The sequence below is a fragment of the Hydrocarboniphaga sp. genome (genome assembly GCF_028291725.1).
Lineage (GTDB): Bacteria > Pseudomonadota > Gammaproteobacteria > Nevskiales > Nevskiaceae > Hydrocarboniphaga.
On the sequence record NZ_JAQGNT010000045.1, the window covers coordinates 49,518 to 68,732 of the forward strand.

A 19,215-nucleotide genomic window follows, 5' to 3' on the forward strand; every position below is an offset into this window, starting at 1 on the left:
TGGAGATGCGCCGATGCGAATCGAAGCGCAGTTCTGGGGTGTGACCGCACGGCTTGCCGGCTGCGACAAACGGCATCTCCGACTGCGCGCTCAGGCCAGCGTCGCCGACGCGATTGCCGCTCTGACCGCCGACCCCGCACTCGGCGCCGACCTTCCACGCTGCGACTATGCCATCGGTGCCGACATCGTCGCGCCGAACCATCCTCTGCACGACGGCGACGCGCTGTCGGTGCTGCCGCCCGTCTCCGGCGGCTGATCGGGAGCCTTCACATGAAATCCGAATCGTTACGCCAGTCCTGCATCCAGACCGGTCCGCTGCAGCTGGAACCGCTGCTGACCGAGACCGATAGTCCGGAGTGCGGCGCGCTCGCGATCTTCGCCGGTGCGGTGCGCAATCATCACGAAGGCCGGGCCGTCGCCAAACTGATTTATACCGCGCATGCGGCGCTGTGCGACAAGATCGTCGCCGGCATCGAGCAGGAAACGCGCGAGCGGTTCGCTGTGCAGGCATGCCGTGTGGTGCATCGCATCGGCGAATCGGTGGACGACCATGACCATGTTCCGAAGCTCGCCGAGGCCTATGCAACGTAGCAGCTGCGGTGGAAAGTGGCTCAGAAGCCGGGCATGCCGGTGTTCGCCGCCCGGCGCGACGACGCCCTACTGCTCGAGCTACCTTGCACCCGCTTGGAGTTCAGACTGCTTGCCGCGGAATCGGATTGAAGTACGGAGAAAGGAATGATCAGGACCGTCTTTACCCACTGCCACTATTGCGTCTGCCTCTGTGGCGTCAAGGTCACCGTCGACAACGACGAAGTGACGTCGATCGAGCCCGACCGCGACAATCCGTATACCTGGAGCGACTTCTGCCGCAAAGGCAAGACCGCGGCCGAAACCCGCAAGCATCCACAGCGGCTGATGTCACCGATGAAGCGTGTCGGCGAGCGCTACGTGGCCGCGACCTACGAGGAGGCCATCGCCGACATCGCGTCGCGGCTCAAACGCATCATCGCCGAGCACGGCGCTGATGCGGTCGGCACCTATCACGGCAATCCGCTGGGCTTCAGTTTCGCCGGCTCGATCTTCTTCGCCGGCTTGCTCGATGCCCTCGGCACGGGCAACCGCTACTGGGTCGGCTCGGTCGACCAGAACAACACCCACGTCGTGCAGCAGGCCATGTACGGCTCCGAGCTGATCGCGATGCCGCCCGACATCGACGAGTGCAAGTGCTTTCTGCTGGTGGGCATGGACCCCGCGCAGAGCAAATTCGGCTGGACCGAGGTCGTGCCCAACGGCTGGACGCGCGTACTGAATGCACAGGCCGGCGGAGCAGATGTGATCGTGGTCGATCCGCGGCGTTCGAACAGCGCCGAGCGTGCGAACACTCACCTCGCCGTACTGCCGGGCCAGGACTGGGCGTTGCTGCTCGGCCTGCTGCATGTGACCTTCGAAGAAAGGCTCGAGCGGCCGGCAACGGCGGTACCGCTGAGCGGCGTCGGGACGCTGCGCTCCTTGGCGCTGGAAGCCGATCTCGAAGACCTGTCGGCCCGCTGCGGCATACCGGTGCCGGTCATCCGCGACGTCGCCCGCCGCTTCGCCAAAGCGCCACGAGCAATGTGCGTGATGCATACCGGCGTCGCCCACAACCTCACCGGCACTATCGCCGAGTGGCTCGGCAATGCGCTCAACGCCGTGACCGACCGCCTCGACACGCCCGGCGGCCGGCGCTTCGAAAGTGGCTACATGGATTTGGTCAAGATCTTCGCCGGCTTCGCGCCGCCGACCACGCATCGCACCCGGCTGCGGAACCTTCCGGCAATTGCCGGCTTTCACGCGCTGGCCGAACTAGCCGACGAGATCATCACACCGGGCAAGGGACAGATTCGCGCGATGATCGTGGCGGCCGGCAATCCGGTGGTCTCCGGCCCGGACAGCGCCGCACTCGACCAGGCTTTTGCCGGTCTCGACCTGTTGGTAGCGGTCGATACCGTGCAGCGCGAAAGCCACCGCCACGCGCACTGGCTGATCCCGGGCACGCACTGGCTCGAACGTGAAGGCCTGCACGCACTGTTCGCCGGCATCATGGACAAGCCTTTCGCGCAATACGCCAACCAGGCGCTGCCGCCGCCGGCCGGCATTCGCGAGGAGTGGTCGTTCTTCACCGACCTTGCGCTGGCGATGGACAGGCCGATGTTCGGCAAGCGCGGCGTCAATGGCTTCATCCGTGCCACGCGCTGGCTGGCACACGTGACCGGCCGGCCTCAGCTGGCGATGAATCCGCGCTGGGTCGAATGGCTGCTGGTCGCCAGCGGCCGGCAGCTCAAGTACGGCGACATCCGCAAACATCCCCACGGCTGGCTCTACCGCGAGAAACGCTATGGCGATCTCGCCGCCGCCATCCGCACGCCGGACAAGACCGTGCACTGCGCACCGCCGGCGTTCGTCGACGAATGCCGGCGCCATCTCGCCGAGCCACGCAGCCTCGCCAACCCGGAGTTTCCACTGATGATGATCAATCGCCGCACGCGCGAATCGATGAACTCCTGGCTCAACGAGACTCCGGGATTGTTCGAGCAGCTGCGCAGCAACAGCGTCGAGATCCACCCTCAGGATGCCGCGACGCTGCAGTTGGAAGATGGCGCCTGGACGCGCGTGATCTCCGCCACCGGCGCAATCGAGCTGCCGGTCACAATCAGCCCGGGCGCGCGGCCCGGCGTGATCACGATTGCGCACGGCTGGGGTTCGCGTATCTTCGATCCCGGCGAAACACTCAAGGCACAGAGCTTTGGCGCCAACCGCAACAAGCTGGTCGCCAGAACGCTACTCGACCCGCTGTCCCAGACGCCGGCCTTCAACACCACCCGCGTGCGTCTGGAACCGCTGCATGCCTCGGCGCAAGTCACGATGCATGCCTCGACATCCGAAGAGGCAGCGGTCTCATGAGCTACGTGATCACCGGCACCTGCGTCAACGACGGCGCCTGCGTCGACGTCTGCCCGGTCGACTGTATCCACCCGACGCCGGCCGAGCCCGGCTTCCTCGGTGCCGACATGCTCTACATCGACCCCGACGTGTGCGTGAGCTGCAACGCCTGCGCGGAGGCCTGTCCGGTGGGCGCGGTGATGGACGAGAAATCGCTGCCGCCCGAGCTGCTGCGCTATCGCGATATCAACGCCGAGTTCTCGCGACTGAGGAAAGACTCTTGAGTGCGCCGCTGCGCGTCGCCATCGTCGGCTCCGGGCCTGCCGGCTTCTATGCCGCCAACGATCTGCTCAAGCGCGATCCGGCGTCACGCGTGGAGCTGTTCGATCGCCTGCCGACGCCGGGTGGCCTGGTGCGATCCGGCGTCTCGCCCGATCACGCCGCCAGGCGCGAAGTCATCGCGACCTACGAGCGCCTGGCCATGGCAAGCCATCGTTTCCGCTTCCACGGCAACATCGAGATCGGCCGGCAACTGACGCACGAGGACCTGCTGCGCTGCCATCACGCGGTGATTTACGCCTGCGGTTCGGCCGGCGACCGGCGCCTGGGCATTCCCGGCGAAGACCTGCCGGGCAGTCACGCCGCCACGAGCTTTGTCAGCTGGTACAACGGGCATCCCGATTTCGCCGCCCAATCGTTCGATCTCAGCTGTGAGCGCGCCATCGTGATCGGCAACGGCAACGTGGCGCTCGACGTCGCGCGCATGCTGCTGCTGGGCCACGACCGGCTGCACCCGACCGACGTCGCCGATCACGCGCTGCGCGCGTTCGCGGAGAGCCGCATCCGTGAAGTCGTCGTGCTCGGCCGCCGCGGCGCGGCACAATGTGCCTTCACGACGCCGGAACTGCTGGAACTCGGCCATCACGACCTCGATGTCCGTGTGGAGCACGCGGCATCGGCTGGGGCGAAGCCCGCGGGCCGCGACGCTCGCGCCTACGCGGTGCAGCTCAAGCTGCGGCTGCTCGACGAGTATGCCGCGCGTGCCGCATTACCCGACGCCCGGCGACTGGTGTTGCGCTTTTTGAACTCGCCGCTTGCCATTGTGGGACGCGATCGCGTCGAGACCTTGCGCGTCGTGCGCAACCGTCTGGTCTCCGGCGGGCGCGGCGATCTGGTCGCCGAGTCCACCGGCGAGATTTCCGAGATCACCGCCGGACTGGTGCTGCGCGCGGTCGGTTATCGCGGGCTACCCGTCGTGGGCCTGCCTTTCGATGCGGCCCGGGGCATCGTTCCCAACGTGGGCGGCCGAATCGTCGGCGAAAACCGGCGGCCGATGCGCGGCGCCTACGTCGCTGGCTGGCTCAAGCGCGGCCCCAGCGGCGTGATCGGCACCAACAAGGGCTGTTCGCAGGAGACCGTCGCGTGCCTGCTGCAGGACTTCGCCGGCGACCGACTTCCGATCCCCGACATCGACGATCAGGGCACGCAGCGCTTGTTGACCGAGCGCTGCCCGGATCGGGTCGACTATCTCGGCTGGAAGAAGATCGACCGCCACGAACGCCTTGGCGGCATGGATCAGCAGCGCCTGCGGGTGAAGCTGGTCGATCTGCAACGCATGACAGCCGTGGCATCAGGCAGGTTCTGAGCTGGACCGCAAAAATACTGGAGCAAGTCGATGGCAATGACCAAGCACACGTTCTGTCGCATCTGCGAGCCGCTATGCCCGCTGGTCGCCGATCTCGACGACGACGGCGCCGTGACCCGGCTGCGTCCGGATCGTGAGCATCCGGTCACCCGGGGATTTGCCTGCCACAAGGGTCTGTCGTACCTGGACGTGCACCTCGATCCGGATCGCGTCGACTATCCGCTACGCCGCACCAATCCCAAATCCGAGCCGATCGGCCAGTTCGAGCGCGTGAGCTGGGATGAGGCCTTGGCCGATATCGGGCAGCGCCTGCGCGAGATCCGCGATCGCCACGGGCCCGACGCCATCAGCTGCTACTACGGCAACCCGATCGCGTTCGACACCAAGGCCTTCATGCCGGCAATCGGCCTGGCATCGAAGATCGGCACGCGCCACAACTTCGGCGCCGGCACGCAGGACATGTGCAACAAGCCCGCCGCGCTGGAAGCAGTTTTCGGTTCGTCGCAGTGGACCATCCCGGACTTCTACAACACCCAGTACCTGCTGTGCTTCGGCGCCAATCCAAAAGTGTCGCACTGGACCACGGTGTCGACGCACAAGCCGATGCACGTCTGCCAGGACATCGTCGCGCGCGGCGGCAAGGTGCGCTTCGTCAATCCGCGGCGCATCGAGTCGATCGGCGACACCACCGGCGAACTGGTGCAGATCAAGCCGGACACCGATGTGTACTTGATGGCGGCACTGCTCCACGAGATCGATCGCAACAAGGGTTTCGACGAAGCGGCGGTCGCCCGGCATGGCCGGCGTGTCGCCGAGCTGCGCGCGTTCGTCGCGCGCTATCCGGCCGAGCGCGTCGCCAGCGTGACCGGCATCGATGCCGATACCATCCGCAGGATCGCAGGCGAATTCATCCAGGCGAAGTCGGCCGCTGTCTACATGTCGACCGGCGTCAACCAAGGCCGGCAAGGCACGCTCGCCTACTGGCTGCTCAACATGCTGAGCTTCGTGACCGGCAACCTGGGCGCCCGCGGCGGCAACTACTACGCCAAGGGCTTTGCGCCGGTCAGCGCGACCGAGCCCGCGCAGGCAAAATATTTCGATACTCCGCTGGGCGAAATGCGCCACGTGTTCTTCGCGCTGCCCGCCAATCTGATGGCGGACTTCATCGAGGTCGAACCGGATCCGGTTCGTGCATTGCTGGTGCTGTCCGGCAATCCCCTGCTTTCCGTCAGCGGCGAGGATCGCCTGAGGCAGGCTTTGCCGAAACTCGATCTGATCGTCTGCCTGGATCTGTACCGGAATGCGACCGGCGAATACGCCGACTACATCCTGCCCGCGACCGACTGGTTGGAGCGCGAGGACATCACGCACATCTCCAACGGCGTGCAGCCAACGCCCTACGTGCAGTATAGCGACGCAGTCGTGGCACCAAGGGGCGAGCGCAAAGGCGATTGGTGGATCATCGCGCGGATCGAACGCGAACTTGGCCTGCCCAACATGCTCGACGGCGATCCGCCGCAGCACGCCGTCTGGCTCGACGGCATGCTGGCCGCGTCGGGCCTCACGGTAGACGCGCTGCGCGTGATGCCGCACCAGACCGCGTTGCTTCCGCAGCCGGCGCGCGAAGCCTTCTTCGACGATCTGGTGGCCTGGCCGGACAAGAAGGTCAACTGCTGCCCGGAAATCTTCGACGAGGCGCTGCTCCGCTGTGAAACGATATTCAGTGAACTGGATAGCGAAGACCCGCAGCAGCTCAAAATGATCTCATTGCGCACCCACTACATGCACAACAGCAACCTGGCGAACATGAAGGCGCTCAAGACCGCGAAGCACGGCCTCAATCCCCTGCATATCCATCCAGACGACGCGGCTCGCAGGGGACTGGCCGAAGGCGACAACGCACGCATCTTCAATCTCAACGGCAGTGTGACGACCAATATCAGCTTCGACGACACGCTGATGCCCGGCGTGATCGCTCTCAGTCATGGCTACGGACACGGGGCCGCACCCGGCGTTACGCGAGCCCACGCTCTGCCCGGCGTCAACGCCAATCGCCTGATGCCGACAGGGCCGGGCAGCTACGACAAGCTGAGCAACATGTCGCACATGACCGGTATCGCAGTCGAGGTCGAGAAGGCCTGAAGCCGCGCTCGCGCCGCCGGTGACGACGGCGACCCTGCCCTGCAGTCTCGCGCGCATCGGATCAGCGTCCCCGGGCCAATTTCGCGGTCACGCCGCGCACACGCTCGGCCACGTCCGGGCTGAACGAAGTCAGCAACTCGTAGCCGAGCGAGGATTCGAAGATCGGCATCGCCTGCCGCAGCCAGTGGTTGAGCGAGCGCTTGGTGAATTCCAGCGCCAGTTCGGACTGCGACGACAATCCTTCGGCGATCTCCAGCGCGCGCGGTAGCACCTCGACCGCGGGCACCGACTCCGACACCAGGCCGATGCGCTCGGCCTCGCGTCCCTTGATCTTCTTGCAAGTCAGCAGGTAGTACTTGGCCTTGGCCATGCCGCACAGCAGCGGCCAGATCAGCGCTGCGTGATCGCCGGCGGCCAGGCCGATGCGCGTATGCCCGTCGCAGAGCACGGTATCTTCGTTGATGATGGAGATGTCGGCGAGCAGCGCCACCGCGAGCCCTGCACCCGCGGCCGGGCCGTTGATCGCAGAAACGATCGGCTTGCGGCAATCGATCATGCCGGTGACGATCTGCAGCGTCTCGCGCGTCATCGCCAGCTTGCGCGCGTAGTCATCGGCTTCGGAGACGATCGAGTCGTAATCGCCGCCCGCGCTGAAAGCCTTTCCCGCGCCGGTGATCACACCGACCCTTGCCAGCTCGTCGCGGTCCAGCAGTCCCGGCAGCATCGCCAGTTCGCGATGCAGCACGGCATCGGTCGCATTCATGCGATCCGGGCGATTGAGCGTGAATACGACGACGCCCGGCGACGGCCGGTCGATCAGAATTCGCTGAAACGAATAGTGCGGTTCGGTCATGTCGCTCTCCATCCACTGCAATGGCAGCCGGCCATGCGTTCGGAACCGAGCGGGCACGGCGTCGCCGCTCTGACGGCCATCTCAATAGACGACCCGGTTCTTCTTCAGGCGTTCCAGCTCGTCGCCATCGATACCGAGCAGCTTGCCCAGCACTTCGGCCGAGTGCTGCCATTGCGTCGGAGCGAGAGTCGGCGCGAACGTCTGGCCCGGCGTCTTTACCGGCGTCGAAGCCAGACGCAGCTTGCCGATGCCCGGATATTCCACTTCGTAGATGTTGTGGCGCGCAAGAAAATGCGGATCGGTAGCCAGATCCCGCAGCATATTGGCGGGCCCGCCAGGAACGTCGTATTCGAGGAAGATCGCCATCCATTCATCGCGGCGGCGCGTGGCGAAGATGGCGCTGAGTTCCTGGTGAATCTGTTCATCGACCAGGGCAATGTCGTCGCCGGATTCATAACGGGCGGCGAGATCGGGACGTTCGACCACACTGCAGAATCGCTTCCAGAACTTCGGGAAGAAGCCCTGAAAGAAGATGCCGAAGCCGTCCAGCGTCTGGTAGGTGTTGAGACGCGGCCAGCCGGCCATTCTGCCGGCGCTGTTGTAGAAGCCGGGTCGCGTATGCAGCAAGGGCTCGTTCAACACCGCATCGACGCCTTCGGGCAGCCAATGCGCCGCAGATTCCGCTCCGGTGACTTCGATCAAAGCGCCCTGCCCGCAGCGCTGCGCGCGCACCACCGCCGCCAAGGTTCCGAGCGCCGCGTTCAGGCCCATCGCATGCATGCCGATCGGCGCCCAGTCGGTGCGCGCGCGCTCTTCCGGTGACAGTCCATAAGGATTCTTCGATGACAAACCGCCGAATGCGTCAAAAGAGGGCCCATGCGAACCCAGTCGGCAGTAGGGCCCGCTGCGGCCCAGGCCCGAGATCGAGCAGAACACGATGCGCGGATTGAGCTCGCGCAGCGTCTCATAGCCCAGGCCTAGGCGATCGAGCACACCGGCGCGCATGCCTTCAATGACAACGTCGGATTTTTCGGCAAGGTCGCGGAACAGTCTTGCGCCGGCTTCAGTCTTCAGATCGAGACCCACGCTCTTCTTGCCACGATTCCAGCGCAGGTGTAGCAGACTCGCGCCGTCGGCGGCGCCGACCGCGGGCGTGCTGGTATGTCGCAGAGGATCGCCGTCCAGGCCTTCGACCTTGATGACCTCCGCGCCCATGTCGGCCAGGTAGCCACCGAGGCTGGAGGGGCCAAGCTGCGCGACTTCGAGAACGCGGATGCCCTGAAGAAAATCATATCCACCCATGCTCAGCCTCCGTTGCCGGCTAAGTCTGCAGCTAGCTGCAGATGCAGGTGCTGACACGACACCTCACTGCGGCCATAGCGAAACATCCCATCGGGAGCGGCTTCAGCGTTCTGCTGTATGTAGCGTTCCATCGGCCAGTCTTCCTTGGTCGCGGCGTTCTCGAGAATTTCCCAGCTTTTCTGCAGCCGTTTCTCGATCTCTGGCGTGAGGATCTCCGAGCGCACCAGAAAGCGGATTTGCGTTATAGATTTCGACGGACTTTCTATCGAAGGCCACACCGTCCAGAACTCGATGTGATCCGGCGCCGCGATCATCATCGCGTTCGGATAGATCACCAGATTGGAACCGATATACTTGGAGCCGCCGTTGAGTTCGACTCCCGCTTTGATCAGTTTGCGCAGCTTGGTGCGCGCGCCGAAGTGCTGGCCGTGACGGCCGTAGCGGCGATAGACCCCGACATTGGTCTCGATCAACTCGCCGACGCCGCCGACGTGCAGAAAGCGCGGATGCAGGATGTCGATAGCGCCATCCATCACCAGTTTCCAGTTGATGTCGAGCGTGAAAGTCCTTTCCAGATAGATGCTGGATTTCTCCAGCTCCCAAGGTGTGATTTGAGCATCGACCTCGCCGCCGAGGTAGTCGGCTAGCGACCGCTCGCGATCGTTGGACATGTCGACGAAGATCAGGCCGTGCCGTTGCTCGGTCTTGTAGCGATGCAGCCCGTTGCAGCCACGATCTATCTGGTCAAAAGAGCTTTCATAGGGCACGTTGCGCAGTGCGCCGCTGTCGCGCTCATAGGACCAGCCATGGTACTGACACATGAAGACGCGTTTGGACCCCGAAGGCTTGGTTTCAACACGCCCACCGCGATGGCGGCACATGTTCAGATAGGCCTGCACGCCACCGGCGCTCTGTCGCACAATGAGCAATGCAACTCCCAGCACTTCACGCGTCACGAAATCGCCCGCGTTCGGGATCTCGGAGCAATGCGCCACCAGCAGCGGCAGCGTTTTCATTAGTGCGATCTCAGCTTTTGCACGAACCGGGCTGACGAAATGTTCGATCGGCACATGCAGATCCTGATCAGCAAGATCAGTGGTGTCGTCGCGAAGGTGGGTTATCAGCCGGGCCGATACGTCGGCTTGCACCCGCACATCGCGCTTGACCTCGGACAGGTCTTCGGACATTCCACTCTCCTCCATCGTCTGCGACGGTCGCCTTGTGCCGTCGCTTGGGTATCACCGCAAGCTCAAGTTATACAAATTACGTAATTTGTCAACTTGTATACTCAACGACATCAATGACCCAGGAAGCCGGCGGCGTGAGCGCAAAAGTGCAGAGGAAGCAACCGTTGAGCACGGCGGACGAGAAACCGACGACCGCTGAGCGTATCGTCGCCGCGGCCTATCGCTGCTTCGACGATTACGGCATTGCCAAGACCACGATGGAGGACGTTGCCACCGCGGCGGGACTGTCACGCGCCTCGGTCTACAAGTATTTCGGTTCCAAAGACGAGATCGTTGCCCATATAACCGATCTGGAGATCGGCAAGATCAACGCCGAGGTAAGACGGCGCTTCGTGCGCAGGGCGACGATCGCCGAATCCCTCACAGAGTGCCTCTTCCTGGTGGTAAGGGCCGCCATGCGCAATCACTGCCTGCGCATGGTGCTGCAGACGATCGACTATCCCTCGCGTGCCGCTGATCCTGGCAGCGAAGCACACCGCAAACAGCGCGGCTGGTGGGGCACGCTGCTCGACGATGCCTTGAGGACTGGAGAATTCGCCCGTGATCTGAGTGTGGACGACATCGTGTCCTGGCTAACGCTGGCCGAGCAGATGCTCGTAATCAAGGTGGAAGCGGTTGAGATAGGCGACGACGAATTGCGCCGCTTCATCCGCCGCATGGTCATCCTGCCCCTGGTTCAGAAGCCGCGCCAGACTTCGATACAATAGTTAATAATTGTAATGCACCGGTGTTGACCGGGATCTTAAATCGAGGCCAGCCCCTGTTGACGATGGCGCTCGGCCGGGAGCTAGCGTGATCTACCAGACCTTGCTGCTTAGCCATGAAGACGGCGTGGCGGCCCTTACTCTCAATCGTCCACAGAGCTACAACGCTATCAGCGTGACGATGCTGCAGGAGTTGCTGCTGGTCTTGGACGAAATCGAGGCCGACGACAGCTTACGAGCGGTGCTGATCACGGGCGCTGGCCGTGCGTTCAGCAGCGGCGGCGACCTGACTGGACCGCTCGATCCGGAAATCGACGACCCTTCCGTGATCCCGGGGCTGCCGCCAGAGCACCGCGACGCGGTGCTGGCGCGCATCGGCGACAAGATCGGAGCTAACCTGCGTGCCCATCACAATCCCGTCGCGATGCGCCTGCATACGTTCCCGAAGCCAGTCGTGTGCGCGGTCAACGGTGTCGCCGCCGGCGGCGCAATCGGCATGGCGCTGTGCTGCGACATCGTGGTCGCGGCCCGCTCGGCGCGCTTTGTCCCGGTTTTCACTCCAACACTGGCTTTCGTGCCGGATTTTGCGTGCAGCTGGCACCTGACGCGCCTGCTCGGCGCCGCCCGCGCCTCGGCCCTGGCACTCCTCGGAGAGCCCTTGAGCGCCGAAGACGCAGAACGTCATGGCCTGTTATGGAAAGTATTCGACGACGCCGAACTGGTCGCCGGCGCGATGGATATCGCAAGGCGTGTCGGGCGAAACTCTCGCAATGCCAACCGCCTGACCAAGCAGGCAATGCAGGCTGCACAGCGGAATGACTTGTCGCAGCAGCTCGCTCTCGAAGCCGACTTTCAGCAGCACTGCGGCAGCACGCTGGATTTCATCGAAGGCGTACTTGCATTTCAGCAAAAGCGCAAACCGCAGTTCAACCGTAGCCCGGAACCTCATACATGAGCCGCAATCCTTTTGCGCCGGCGGCCAGTGTCAGCGCCGCCCTGGCTTCACGCCGCAGCGTGCGCGCATTTCTCGATCGCAAGCCCGATCCGCAGCTACTGCGAAGCCTGCTGGAGCTTGCGGCACGTTCGCCTTCCGGAGGCAACCTGCAGCCCTGGCGCATCGTCGTCCTCGGTGGCGAGGTACTCGATCAATTCCGCGCGACGATGATGCAGCGCCTGGCCACGTCGCCGGCGCCGGATGCGCCGCAATACCCGGTCTATCCGGCGAGCCTCGATGAGCCTTATCGCAGCAGTCGCTTCCGTGTGGGCGAGATGCTCTACACCCTGCTCGGCATCCCGCGCGACAGCAAAGCCCAGCGCCTGCAATGGTTCGCCAACAACTATCGCTTCTTCGGCGCGCCCGTCGGGCTTTTCTGCTACGTCGACCGTGGAATGGGCTCGGCGCAGTGGTCGGATCTCGGCATGTACCTGCAAAGCCTGATGCTGCTGCTGCGCGAACACGGCCTGGACAGCTGCCCTCAGGAATGCTGGTCTGTCTACCACACGGTGGTCGACGGCTTCGTCGATGCACCAGCCAATCACCTGCTGTTCTGCGGCATGGCGATCGGCTATGCCGATCCACATGCGGCGGCGAACCAGCTGCAATCGGAGCGGATGGCGCTGGCGGAGTTTGCGCAGTTCCGCGGAATTTGAGCGCGATCGGAACCTGCAGGTGCGGATCGCATTCGCGACTGACACCTGCAAGGGCACAGTCGCGGAATGGGTCTGCTCCTACGGCTTCTGTCTTTAGATCTTCTTGACCGACAAGGTCTGCGGCATGGTGTATTCGAGCAAGCCATGCACGCCGTTCTCGACTCCCAGACCGGACTGCTTATGGCCGGCCAGCGGCACATGCGGCGACAGCGCATGAATCTGGTTGACCCAGACCGTGCCGGCCTGCAGACGCTTGGCGATGGCCAAGCCCTGCTGGTAGTCGCCGGCCCAGACCGAGGCGCCCAGGCCGAATTCGCTGTCGTTAGCCCGTGCGACTGCATCGTCGGTATTGCTGAATTTCAACATCGGCAGGATTGGCCCGAACGGCTCCTCGCGCACGATGCGCGAATCATCGGGCGGGTTGTCGATCAGGGTCACCGGGAAGAAGTAGCCCTTGCCCGCCGGCAGTTCGCCGCCGAGCAGAAACTGGTGCCCGTTCGTTTTCGAGTCTTCGAGCAGACCCTTGAGCCGCTCGTACTGCACGCGATTCTGGATCGGCCCGAGCATTGTGCCTTCGGCCATGCCGTCACCCAGCTTCACAGCCTGGCCGATCTTCACGAACGCCGCGGCCAAGCGATCGTAGACTGCTTCGTGAACGTAGAGCCGCTTGATCGCCAGGCAGAACTGCGAGCTATTGGCGAAAGCGCCCCAGAACAGCGTTTGCGCGAGTTTGTCTACATCGACGTCGGGCATCACGATTGCCGCATCGTTGCCGCCGAGTTCCAAGGTCAGCCGCTTGAGATTCTTAGAGGCACTTTCCATCACGCGGCGGCCGGTCGGTGTCGAGCCGGTGAAGCTGATCTTGTCGATGTCGGCATGCGCAGACATCCACGGCCCCAGCGCGTCGCCGCCGCTGATCACGTTGAGGACACCCGGCGGCAACAGATCGCGCGCGATCTCGCCGAACTTCAGCGTGGTCAGCGGCGTAAACGGCGAAGGCTTCAATAGCAGGGTATTGCCCGATACCAGCGCCGGCGCAACTTTCCAGATCGCCAGCGTCAACGGAAAATTCCACGGCACGATGCCACCGACTACGCCGACTGGCACGTGGCGTACCTGAACCAGCGCCGTGTCGCTATCCTCGATGGTCTCCACCGGCAGATCGATCTTGGCAAACTCGGCCAGCCAGTAAGCCGAAGCCTTGATCTCGGCACGCGCGGCGGACAGCGGCTTGCCTTGCTCGCGCGTCAGCAGTTGCGACAGACCGTCAATATTCGCAATCAGCGCTTTCGCCAGTGATGCGACGGCGGCCTGACGCTGCGCGATCGGTGTCGCGGACCAGCCGGCGAAGGCGCGCCGCGACGAGGCCACCGCGAGATCGAGCTGCTCGCGCGTCGCGTCCGGCGGCGTCGCGATCACCTCCTCAGTCGCCGGATTGACGATCTGCAACGTGGCCGGACTTTCGACAGCGCGGCCGTCGATCGTCATTGTGAAGTTCGCAGTGAAATCGACAGCCATGGATCTTGCTCCGCTATAGCCCGCGCTGCTGCGCTTACATGCGCTCGATGATCGTCGCCGGTGCCATGCCGCCGGCCGCGCACAGCGTCACCAGACCGGTGCTCAGGTCGCGGCGCTCCATCTCGTCGAGCAAGGTGCCGAGGATGATCGCGCCGGTGGCGCCGATCGGATGACCCAGTGCCATCGCGCCGCCGTTGACGTTGACGATCGCAGGATCGATATCGAGATCGCGCATGAACTTCAGCGGCACCACCGCGAACGCCTCGTTGATCTCGAACAGGTCAATGTCCTTGAATCGACATGCCGGCCAGCGCCAGCGCCTTGCGTGCGGCCGGCACCGGCGCGTTCAGCATCAGCGTCGGGCTGTCACCGACCGTCGCCAGTGAGCGGATGCGTGCACGCGGCTTCAGGCCATGTGCCCTGGCGTATTCCGGCGAAGCGATGATCACCGCGCCGGCACCGTCGACCACGCCCGAGCTGTTGCCGGCGTGATGTACATGATTGATCTTGATGTCCGGATAAGCCTGGCGCACCAGCTGGGAATAAGTGGTGCCAAGTTCATCCATCTCGCGCTCGTACAAGGCCTGGAACGCGGGCTTGAGCTGCGACAGGCCTTCGAGCGTGGTCTGCGGGCGCGGGAACTCATCGTGGTCCAGTGCCAGCGTACCGTCGCTCTTGTAAACCGGGATGAGCGCGCGCTTGAAGCGGCCTTCGCGGATCGCGATATCGGCGCGGCGCTGACTTTCTAGCGCCAGGCGATCGACATCATCCCGGCTGAAGCCCTCCAGCGTTGCAATCAGGTCGCCGCAGATGCCCTGGTGCGGCTGCGGAATGCGCTTGCGCAGATCGAGGTTGCCCACATCCATGAACGGGATCGGCTGCAAGGTCGAGGCATGCGACATCGATTCGACGCCGCCGGCGACGACCAGCTGCTGCATGCCGGACATCACACCCATCGCGGCTAGATTGACCGCGGTGAGGCCCGAGCCGCAGAAGCGATCCAGCGACATGCCCGGCGCGAGGAAGTCATAGCCTGCGTCCAGCGCCGACATGCGCGCGATGCACGAGCCCTGCTTGCCGGCCTGGGTGCCGCAGCCGGCGAGCACGTCGTCGACATCGGCGGTGTTCAAGTTGTTGCGCTCGGCCAGCGCCTTCAACACGGTCGACAGGATGCGCTGTGGATGCACGTCCGCGAGGGCGCCCTTACCCACTTTCCCGACGCCACGCGGCGTTCTGGCCGCATCAATGATCCACGCTTCGCTCATGTCGAATCCTGTCTGGTGTGCTGGACTGCCCGTCGTCGAGTATTCCACGCCGTTCTGCTGCAGGCACTGACCCCCGCCGACAACACAATCGACCTCAGGCGACTTTTCCGGCCGGCCGCTCTGTCATCTGCGGTCAATAGCAGGCGCGGCGGCGATCATTGTCAGCGCCTGCCGCGCTTATCAGACTCGGCGTCTCATTCGCGATTCCAAACCAGAGCAAGCAAGATGAAGATCGAAAACAGCGTGGCGATCATTACCGGCGGCGCCTCCGGCCTGGGCAAGGCCACGGTCGAAAAGTTTGCCGGCATGGGTGCCAAGGTCGCGATTTTCGATATGAACGAGGAAGCCGGTAGCGCCCTCGCCCGACAGCTAGGCGAGAACGCGGCTTTCTTCAAGGTCAACGTCGCCGACGAGGCTTCGGTGCAGGCTGCGGTCGCGCAGACCGTCGAGCGCTTCGGCGCGCTGCATATCTGCATCAACTACGCCGGTATCGGCAATGCGTTCAAGACCGTCGGCAAGAATGGGCCGTTCCCGCTGGCAGAATTCAACAAGGTGATCCAGGTGAACCTGGTCGGCACGTTCAATGTGCTGCGCCTGGCTGCCGAACAGATGGTCAAGAACCAGCCGGTCGACGGCGAGCGTGGCGTGATCATCAACACCGCCTCGGTTGCCGCGTATGAAGGCCAGATGGGCCAGGCCGCCTACTCCGCGTCCAAGGGCGGCATCGTCGCGATGACCTTGCCGATTGCACGCGATCTGGCTTCGTACAACATCCGCGTCAACACCATCGCGCCGGGACTGATCCACACGCCGCTGTTCAACGGCTCGCCGCAGAACGTGGTCGACGCGCTGGCGGCGCAGGTGCTGAATCCACAGCGTCTCGGCCAGCCTGCCGAAATCGCGCACCTGGCGACCTGCATCGTCGAGAACGCCTACATCAACGGCGAGACCATCCGCATCGACGGCGGCATCCGCATGCAGGCCAAGTAATCAGCCGACGCCAGCAGCCGGGCTCAGACAGAGCCTCGCTGCTGCCGAGCTTGATCGCGCAATACGTATTTCAGGATCTTGCCGGCGCCGGACAAGGGCAGTTCGTCGCGGAATTCGATGCTGCGCGGCGCCTTATAGCCGGCGATCAACTCGCGGCAATGAACGATCAGGTCGGCCTCGCCACAGTCTGCACCGGGTCGCCGCACCGCGACCGCATGCACACGCTCGCCCCAGACTGGATCGGGCAAACCGATCACGGCACACATCAGCAGTGCCGGATGGCGCATCAGCGCATTCTCGACCTCGCCCGAGTACACGTTCTCGCCGCCGGTGATGATCATGTCTTTAATGCGGTCGACCACATACAGAAAGCCGTCGGCGTCCAGGTAGCCGACATCGCCGCTATGCAGCCAGCCATCGCGCAGCGCGCTCGCGGTCTGTTCGGGCTTGTTCCAGTAGCCGAGCATGATCGTCGGCCCACGCACGCAGATCTCGCCGACTTCGCCGACGCCGCGCTCCGCACCGCGGTCGTCGATGACACGGATTTCCGCGGTACTCACCGGTCGCCCGGCCGCACCAAGTTTGCTAGCGAGCGCTCCGTCCAGGCAGTGGTATGCACCGGGCAGTATCGTCACCACCGGCGAGGCCTCGGTCTGGCCATAGGCCTGCACCAGCTGGGTCAGCGGCAGCAGGCGCAGCGCCTGCTCCAGCAGTGCTCGGTCGATCGGCGCCGCGCCGTACATAAGAGTTCCCAGGCTGCTTAAATCGCGCATGGGAAAATCCGGATGATTCAGCAGCAGGCTGATCATCGTCGGCACCATGAAGCTCTCACCGATCTTTTCGCGCTCGATCGTGGCCAGCGTTCTGGCCGCGTCGAAGCCCGGCAGCAGCACGTGACATGACAGACGCAACGCCAACTGAAGCACAAAGCACAGGCCGCCGACATGAAACAGCGGCGCCACGTGCAGGGCCACCGATCGGGAGGGCCGCGGAGCGGCTGCCAGCGTCGCCAGCGCATCGAGCGCCAGATTGTCGTGGCTCAGCATCACGCCCTTGGGCTGGCCGGTAGTGCCGCCGGTGTACAGCACGGCCGCCAGGTCACTGCCCTGCCGCTGCGCATCCGCGACCGGCTGCGCGGACGCGAGCTGGCTTTCGTAGTCGAGCATGCCGTCCGGTGTCGCCATGTCTCCGACGTGGATCAGCGTCACCAGCGCTTTCGAACGCTCGCGCAGCATTGGCGCGAGGCCGACGAAGGCATCATCGATCAGCAGCACTTTGCAATCGCAGTCATCCAGAGAATATGTGATTTCGGCCGCACTCCAGCGATGATTGACCGGGTTGAGGACGGCGCCGGCCCACAGGCTGCCGAACAGGAATTCGATATAGCGGTCGGAGTTCAGGCCGAGCATGCCGACCCGATCGCCTCGGCGAACGCCGACCCTCTGCAGCACCGCGGCGAGCCGCGCGACGCGATCGGCCAGTTGCGCGTAGGTGTGGCGCCGCTCGCCACAAATCGTGGCCAGCGAAGCCGGGCACTCGCGCAACGCCTTGTGCAGCGACTGGGTCAGCTGCACGGCGCTACGCCGACAAGGGCATGCCGACGGGCTGGTTTTCGCGACGTCGCGGCCGCATTTCGGCGTAGGCGTGCGGTGTCATGCCGTTCCAGCGTTTGAACGCGCGTATCAGCGCGCTGGCCTCGGAAAAACCGCAGCGGAACGCGACTTCTTCGATCGAATGCGAGCGCTGCCGCAGATAGTATTCGGCCGCATCGCGCCGCACCTGGTCCTTGATCTGCTTATAGGTAATGCCTTCGGTAGCGAGCCGACGGCGCAGCGTCTGCGGATGCAGTTCGAGCTGCCCGGCGACATCGTCGAATTCGGGCAACTGCGGCAGGTTGCGTGCAACGCGTTCGCGCAGGCGCGTGGTCCAGTCCGCAGTGGCGCGCTGTGGCTTCAGCAGGTTCAGAGGCGCGTCGTGCAGCAGCGCGTCGAGGCTGCGGTGATCCTGGCGGATCGGCTTGTCGAGCAGCAGGCGATCGAAGCGCATCAGCGTGCGCGGCCGATCGAACAAAAGGCTGCCACTGGCGAACAGCCATCGATAATCATCGACAGCCGACGGTGACGCATGCTGGAACTCGACGCTCTTCAGCGGCAGGTCCTCGTCGAGCAGCCAGCAGGCCAGACGGTAGATCGTCGACAGGCTGCGCTCATAGGCAAACGCCTGATAAGCCGCTCCGGTGTCGGCTTGCATGCTGATGCAGGCGCCCATGCCGTCGATGTCGAGGCGCATTTCCTGGCCCCAGTCGAACAGCGAGTAGCAGCGAAGCAGACGGCCCAGGGACTGACCCAGCGTGCCCGGATGCAGCGCCGCATAACAAGCCGTGGACCAGCCGCCGAGCCTGTGCACTCGCGGCGCGTAGCCCAGCGACTCGTCGCGCATCGTCTGCATTGTCAGCATCTCCAGGCGCGCGTAGCTGGCCACTGGCACGCGGGCATCGGCAGCGTGGAGCAGTGCAGGATCAATGCCGCTGCTATGCAGCAGCATGTCCGCATCGATGCCGTGCTCAGCGCTCCGGGCGACCACGCAGCGGACGAAACGGACGGGAACGCGGCCATGCTGACTACCGATATTGCTCAATTGCCACATAGGATTCTCCGCACCGCTTGATTCGCGCTTTATCCGATCGGCTGCGACCGCCCGGCACGCTACACGTTCCACAATATGTAATGCCGACACCCTAAAAGACAACTACTTGACGTGACCGCCAACAGGGCGAGGCGGCAATGGCAGCATCCCGGATATTGTCCGATTGCAGCTTGATCAGCCGGCGGGTCTGAGCTACATTCCTCGAAGAGATACAAATTACATTATTTGTATCATTGATGTGATCAAGCAGCCGGCACGAACCGCCTGCACCGGAGCGAGAACCGTGAGTCCAGCAGCAACATCCGAGTTGTCCGTGCCCGCCGATGCCCGGACC

General features: G+C 63.9%; 14 protein-coding genes and 2 pseudogenes. 9 read left to right on the top strand and 7 right to left on the bottom strand.

Annotated features, from left to right (window positions below; genetic code table 11):
• Positions 1 to 13 precede the first annotated feature (13 nt).
• The 5 genes and pseudogenes from JWQ90_RS13095 to JWQ90_RS13120 all read left to right on the top strand — a co-directional run bounded on the left by JWQ90_RS13095 (position 14) and on the right by JWQ90_RS13120 (position 6,706).
• On the top strand, positions 14 to 256 hold the full coding sequence (locus JWQ90_RS13095; protein WP_299694642.1) for a MoaD/ThiS family protein: 243 nt from the start codon (positions 14 to 16) through the stop codon (positions 254 to 256).
• A 14-nt stretch (positions 257 to 270) separates the two neighbouring features.
• The gene (locus JWQ90_RS13100) at positions 271 to 591 is read left to right on the top strand and encodes a molybdenum cofactor biosynthesis protein MoaE (protein WP_299694644.1); all 321 of its coding nucleotides are present in this window, start codon (positions 271 to 273) and stop codon (positions 589 to 591) included.
• Between the two features lie 144 nt (positions 592 to 735).
• Positions 736 to 2,940: a molybdopterin-dependent oxidoreductase gene (locus JWQ90_RS13105; RefSeq protein WP_299694646.1), complete on the top strand. Its 2,205-nt coding sequence runs from the start codon at positions 736 to 738 to the stop codon at positions 2,938 to 2,940.
• Positions 2,937 to 4,564 (top strand): annotated as a pseudogene (locus JWQ90_RS13115) (4Fe-4S binding protein). Before JWQ90_RS13105 ends, JWQ90_RS13115 begins: the two are co-directional and overlap by 4 nt.
• 30 nt (positions 4,565 to 4,594) lie before the next feature.
• Positions 4,595 to 6,706 (top strand): molybdopterin-dependent oxidoreductase, encoded by a 2,112-nt coding sequence (locus JWQ90_RS13120; protein WP_299694655.1) that lies wholly within the window; start codon positions 4,595 to 4,597, stop codon positions 6,704 to 6,706.
• Between the two features lie 61 nt (positions 6,707 to 6,767).
• Here the strand turns inward: JWQ90_RS13120 and JWQ90_RS13125 are convergent, their stop codons facing one another.
• The 3 genes from JWQ90_RS13125 to JWQ90_RS13135 all read right to left on the bottom strand — a co-directional run bounded on the left by JWQ90_RS13125 (position 6,768) and on the right by JWQ90_RS13135 (position 10,048).
• A complete protein-coding gene (locus tag JWQ90_RS13125) occupies positions 6,768 to 7,559 on the bottom strand; it encodes an enoyl-CoA hydratase/isomerase family protein (protein WP_299694658.1) in 792 nt (263 codons plus the stop codon).
• 81 nt (positions 7,560 to 7,640) lie between these two features.
• Complete coding sequence (locus JWQ90_RS13130) at positions 7,641 to 8,861, bottom strand: CoA transferase (protein ID WP_299694661.1); 1,221 nt, start codon at positions 8,859 to 8,861, stop codon at positions 7,641 to 7,643.
• Between the two features lie 2 nt (positions 8,862 to 8,863).
• The gene (locus tag JWQ90_RS13135) at positions 8,864 to 10,048 is read right to left on the bottom strand and encodes an aromatic ring-hydroxylating dioxygenase subunit alpha (RefSeq protein ID WP_299694664.1); all 1,185 of its coding nucleotides are present in this window, start codon (positions 10,046 to 10,048) and stop codon (positions 8,864 to 8,866) included.
• A gap of 113 nt (positions 10,049 to 10,161) precedes the next feature.
• On the opposite strand from JWQ90_RS13135, the gene JWQ90_RS13140 reads away from it, so the two are divergent.
• From JWQ90_RS13140 to JWQ90_RS13150, 3 genes are all read left to right on the top strand, one after another.
• Complete coding sequence (locus JWQ90_RS13140) at positions 10,162 to 10,815, top strand: TetR/AcrR family transcriptional regulator (protein ID WP_299694667.1); 654 nt, start codon at positions 10,162 to 10,164, stop codon at positions 10,813 to 10,815.
• An 85-nt stretch (positions 10,816 to 10,900) separates the two neighbouring features.
• Positions 10,901 to 11,767, top strand: coding sequence for an enoyl-CoA hydratase-related protein (locus tag JWQ90_RS13145; protein ID WP_299694670.1), 867 nt, complete (start codon positions 10,901 to 10,903; stop codon positions 11,765 to 11,767).
• A complete protein-coding gene (locus tag JWQ90_RS13150) occupies positions 11,764 to 12,462 on the top strand; it encodes a nitroreductase (protein WP_299694673.1) in 699 nt (232 codons plus the stop codon). Before JWQ90_RS13145 ends, JWQ90_RS13150 begins: the two co-directional genes overlap by 4 nt.
• Before the next feature lie 93 nt (positions 12,463 to 12,555).
• Here the strand turns inward: JWQ90_RS13150 and JWQ90_RS13155 are convergent, their stop codons facing one another.
• Entirely contained in the window at positions 12,556 to 13,980 is a 1,425-nt protein-coding gene (locus JWQ90_RS13155) for an aldehyde dehydrogenase family protein (RefSeq protein ID WP_299694677.1), read from the bottom strand.
• A 34-nt stretch (positions 13,981 to 14,014) separates the two neighbouring features.
• Positions 14,015 to 15,245, bottom strand: a pseudogene (locus JWQ90_RS13165) (acetyl-CoA C-acetyltransferase).
• Between the two features lie 225 nt (positions 15,246 to 15,470).
• On the opposite strand from JWQ90_RS13165, the gene JWQ90_RS13170 reads away from it, so the two are divergent.
• Complete coding sequence (locus JWQ90_RS13170) at positions 15,471 to 16,235, top strand: 3-hydroxyacyl-CoA dehydrogenase (RefSeq protein WP_299694686.1); 765 nt, start codon at positions 15,471 to 15,473, stop codon at positions 16,233 to 16,235.
• A gap of 23 nt (positions 16,236 to 16,258) precedes the next feature.
• Here the strand turns inward: JWQ90_RS13170 and JWQ90_RS13175 are convergent, their stop codons facing one another.
• Positions 16,259 to 17,809, bottom strand: coding sequence for a long-chain fatty acid--CoA ligase (locus JWQ90_RS13175; RefSeq protein WP_299694689.1), 1,551 nt, complete (start codon positions 17,807 to 17,809; stop codon positions 16,259 to 16,261).
• A gap of 4 nt (positions 17,810 to 17,813) precedes the next feature.
• Positions 17,814 to 18,881, bottom strand: coding sequence for an AraC family transcriptional regulator (locus JWQ90_RS13180; protein WP_299694692.1), 1,068 nt, complete (start codon positions 18,879 to 18,881; stop codon positions 17,814 to 17,816).
• Positions 18,882 to 19,215 lie beyond the last annotated feature (334 nt).

Bases quoted from the DNA above. Each gene is read 5' to 3' on its own strand.
- JWQ90_RS13095 (WP_299694642.1), top strand. From the start codon at position 14: ATGCGAATCGAAGCGCAGTTCTGGGGTGTGACCGCACGGCTTGCCGGC.
- JWQ90_RS13100 (WP_299694644.1), top strand. From the start codon at position 271: ATGAAATCCGAATCGTTACGCCAGTCCTGCATCCAGACCGGTCCGCTG.
- JWQ90_RS13105 (WP_299694646.1), top strand. From the start codon at position 736: ATGATCAGGACCGTCTTTACCCACTGCCACTATTGCGTCTGCCTCTGT.
- JWQ90_RS13120 (WP_299694655.1), top strand. From the start codon at position 4,595: ATGGCAATGACCAAGCACACGTTCTGTCGCATCTGCGAGCCGCTATGC.
- JWQ90_RS13125 (WP_299694658.1), bottom strand. From the start codon at position 7,559: ATGACCGAACCGCACTATTCGTTTCAGCGAATTCTGATCGACCGGCCG.
- JWQ90_RS13130 (WP_299694661.1), bottom strand. From the start codon at position 8,861: ATGGGTGGATATGATTTTCTTCAGGGCATCCGCGTTCTCGAAGTCGCG.
- JWQ90_RS13135 (WP_299694664.1), bottom strand. From the start codon at position 10,048: ATGTCCGAAGACCTGTCCGAGGTCAAGCGCGATGTGCGGGTGCAAGCC.
- JWQ90_RS13140 (WP_299694667.1), top strand. From the start codon at position 10,162: ATGACCCAGGAAGCCGGCGGCGTGAGCGCAAAAGTGCAGAGGAAGCAA.
- JWQ90_RS13150 (WP_299694673.1), top strand. From the start codon at position 11,764: ATGAGCCGCAATCCTTTTGCGCCGGCGGCCAGTGTCAGCGCCGCCCTG.
- JWQ90_RS13155 (WP_299694677.1), bottom strand. From the start codon at position 13,980: ATGGCTGTCGATTTCACTGCGAACTTCACAATGACGATCGACGGCCGC.
- JWQ90_RS13170 (WP_299694686.1), top strand. From the start codon at position 15,471: ATGAAGATCGAAAACAGCGTGGCGATCATTACCGGCGGCGCCTCCGGC.
- JWQ90_RS13180 (WP_299694692.1), bottom strand. From the start codon at position 18,881: ATGTGGCAATTGAGCAATATCGGTAGTCAGCATGGCCGCGTTCCCGTC.